The 281-nt window shown below is 62.6% G+C and carries 1 protein-coding gene; it reads left to right on the top strand.

Annotated elements, in window-relative coordinates; genetic code table 11:
- Window positions 1–281, top strand: a 281-nt coding sequence (locus HU811_RS27245) for a hypothetical protein (protein WP_186659239.1), incomplete at both ends; no start/stop codon positions are given.

Raw genomic sequence — 281 nt, forward strand, 5'->3', positions numbered from 1 at the left:
GGCACTGAAACCTTCACCTACACCCTGACCGACGCCGACGGCGATACCAGCACCGCCAACCTGGTGTTGCAGGTGCACAACAACGACGACCCGGTGATCATCGAAGGCCTGGACACCGAAGGCGGCGAGCTGAATCTGCAGGAGAAAAACCTCAGCGACGGCACCAACCCGGATGCTTCAGCACTGACCCAAAGCGGCACCTTCACCATCACCGCGCTGGACGGTGTGCAGACCCTGAGCGTCGGCGGTATCAACGTCGTCAGCGGTGGTGTTGCCGCCGG

Source organism: Pseudomonas tehranensis (assembly GCF_014268615.1).
In the GTDB taxonomy this organism is placed as follows: Bacteria; Pseudomonadota; Gammaproteobacteria; order Pseudomonadales; family Pseudomonadaceae; genus Aquipseudomonas; species Aquipseudomonas tehranensis.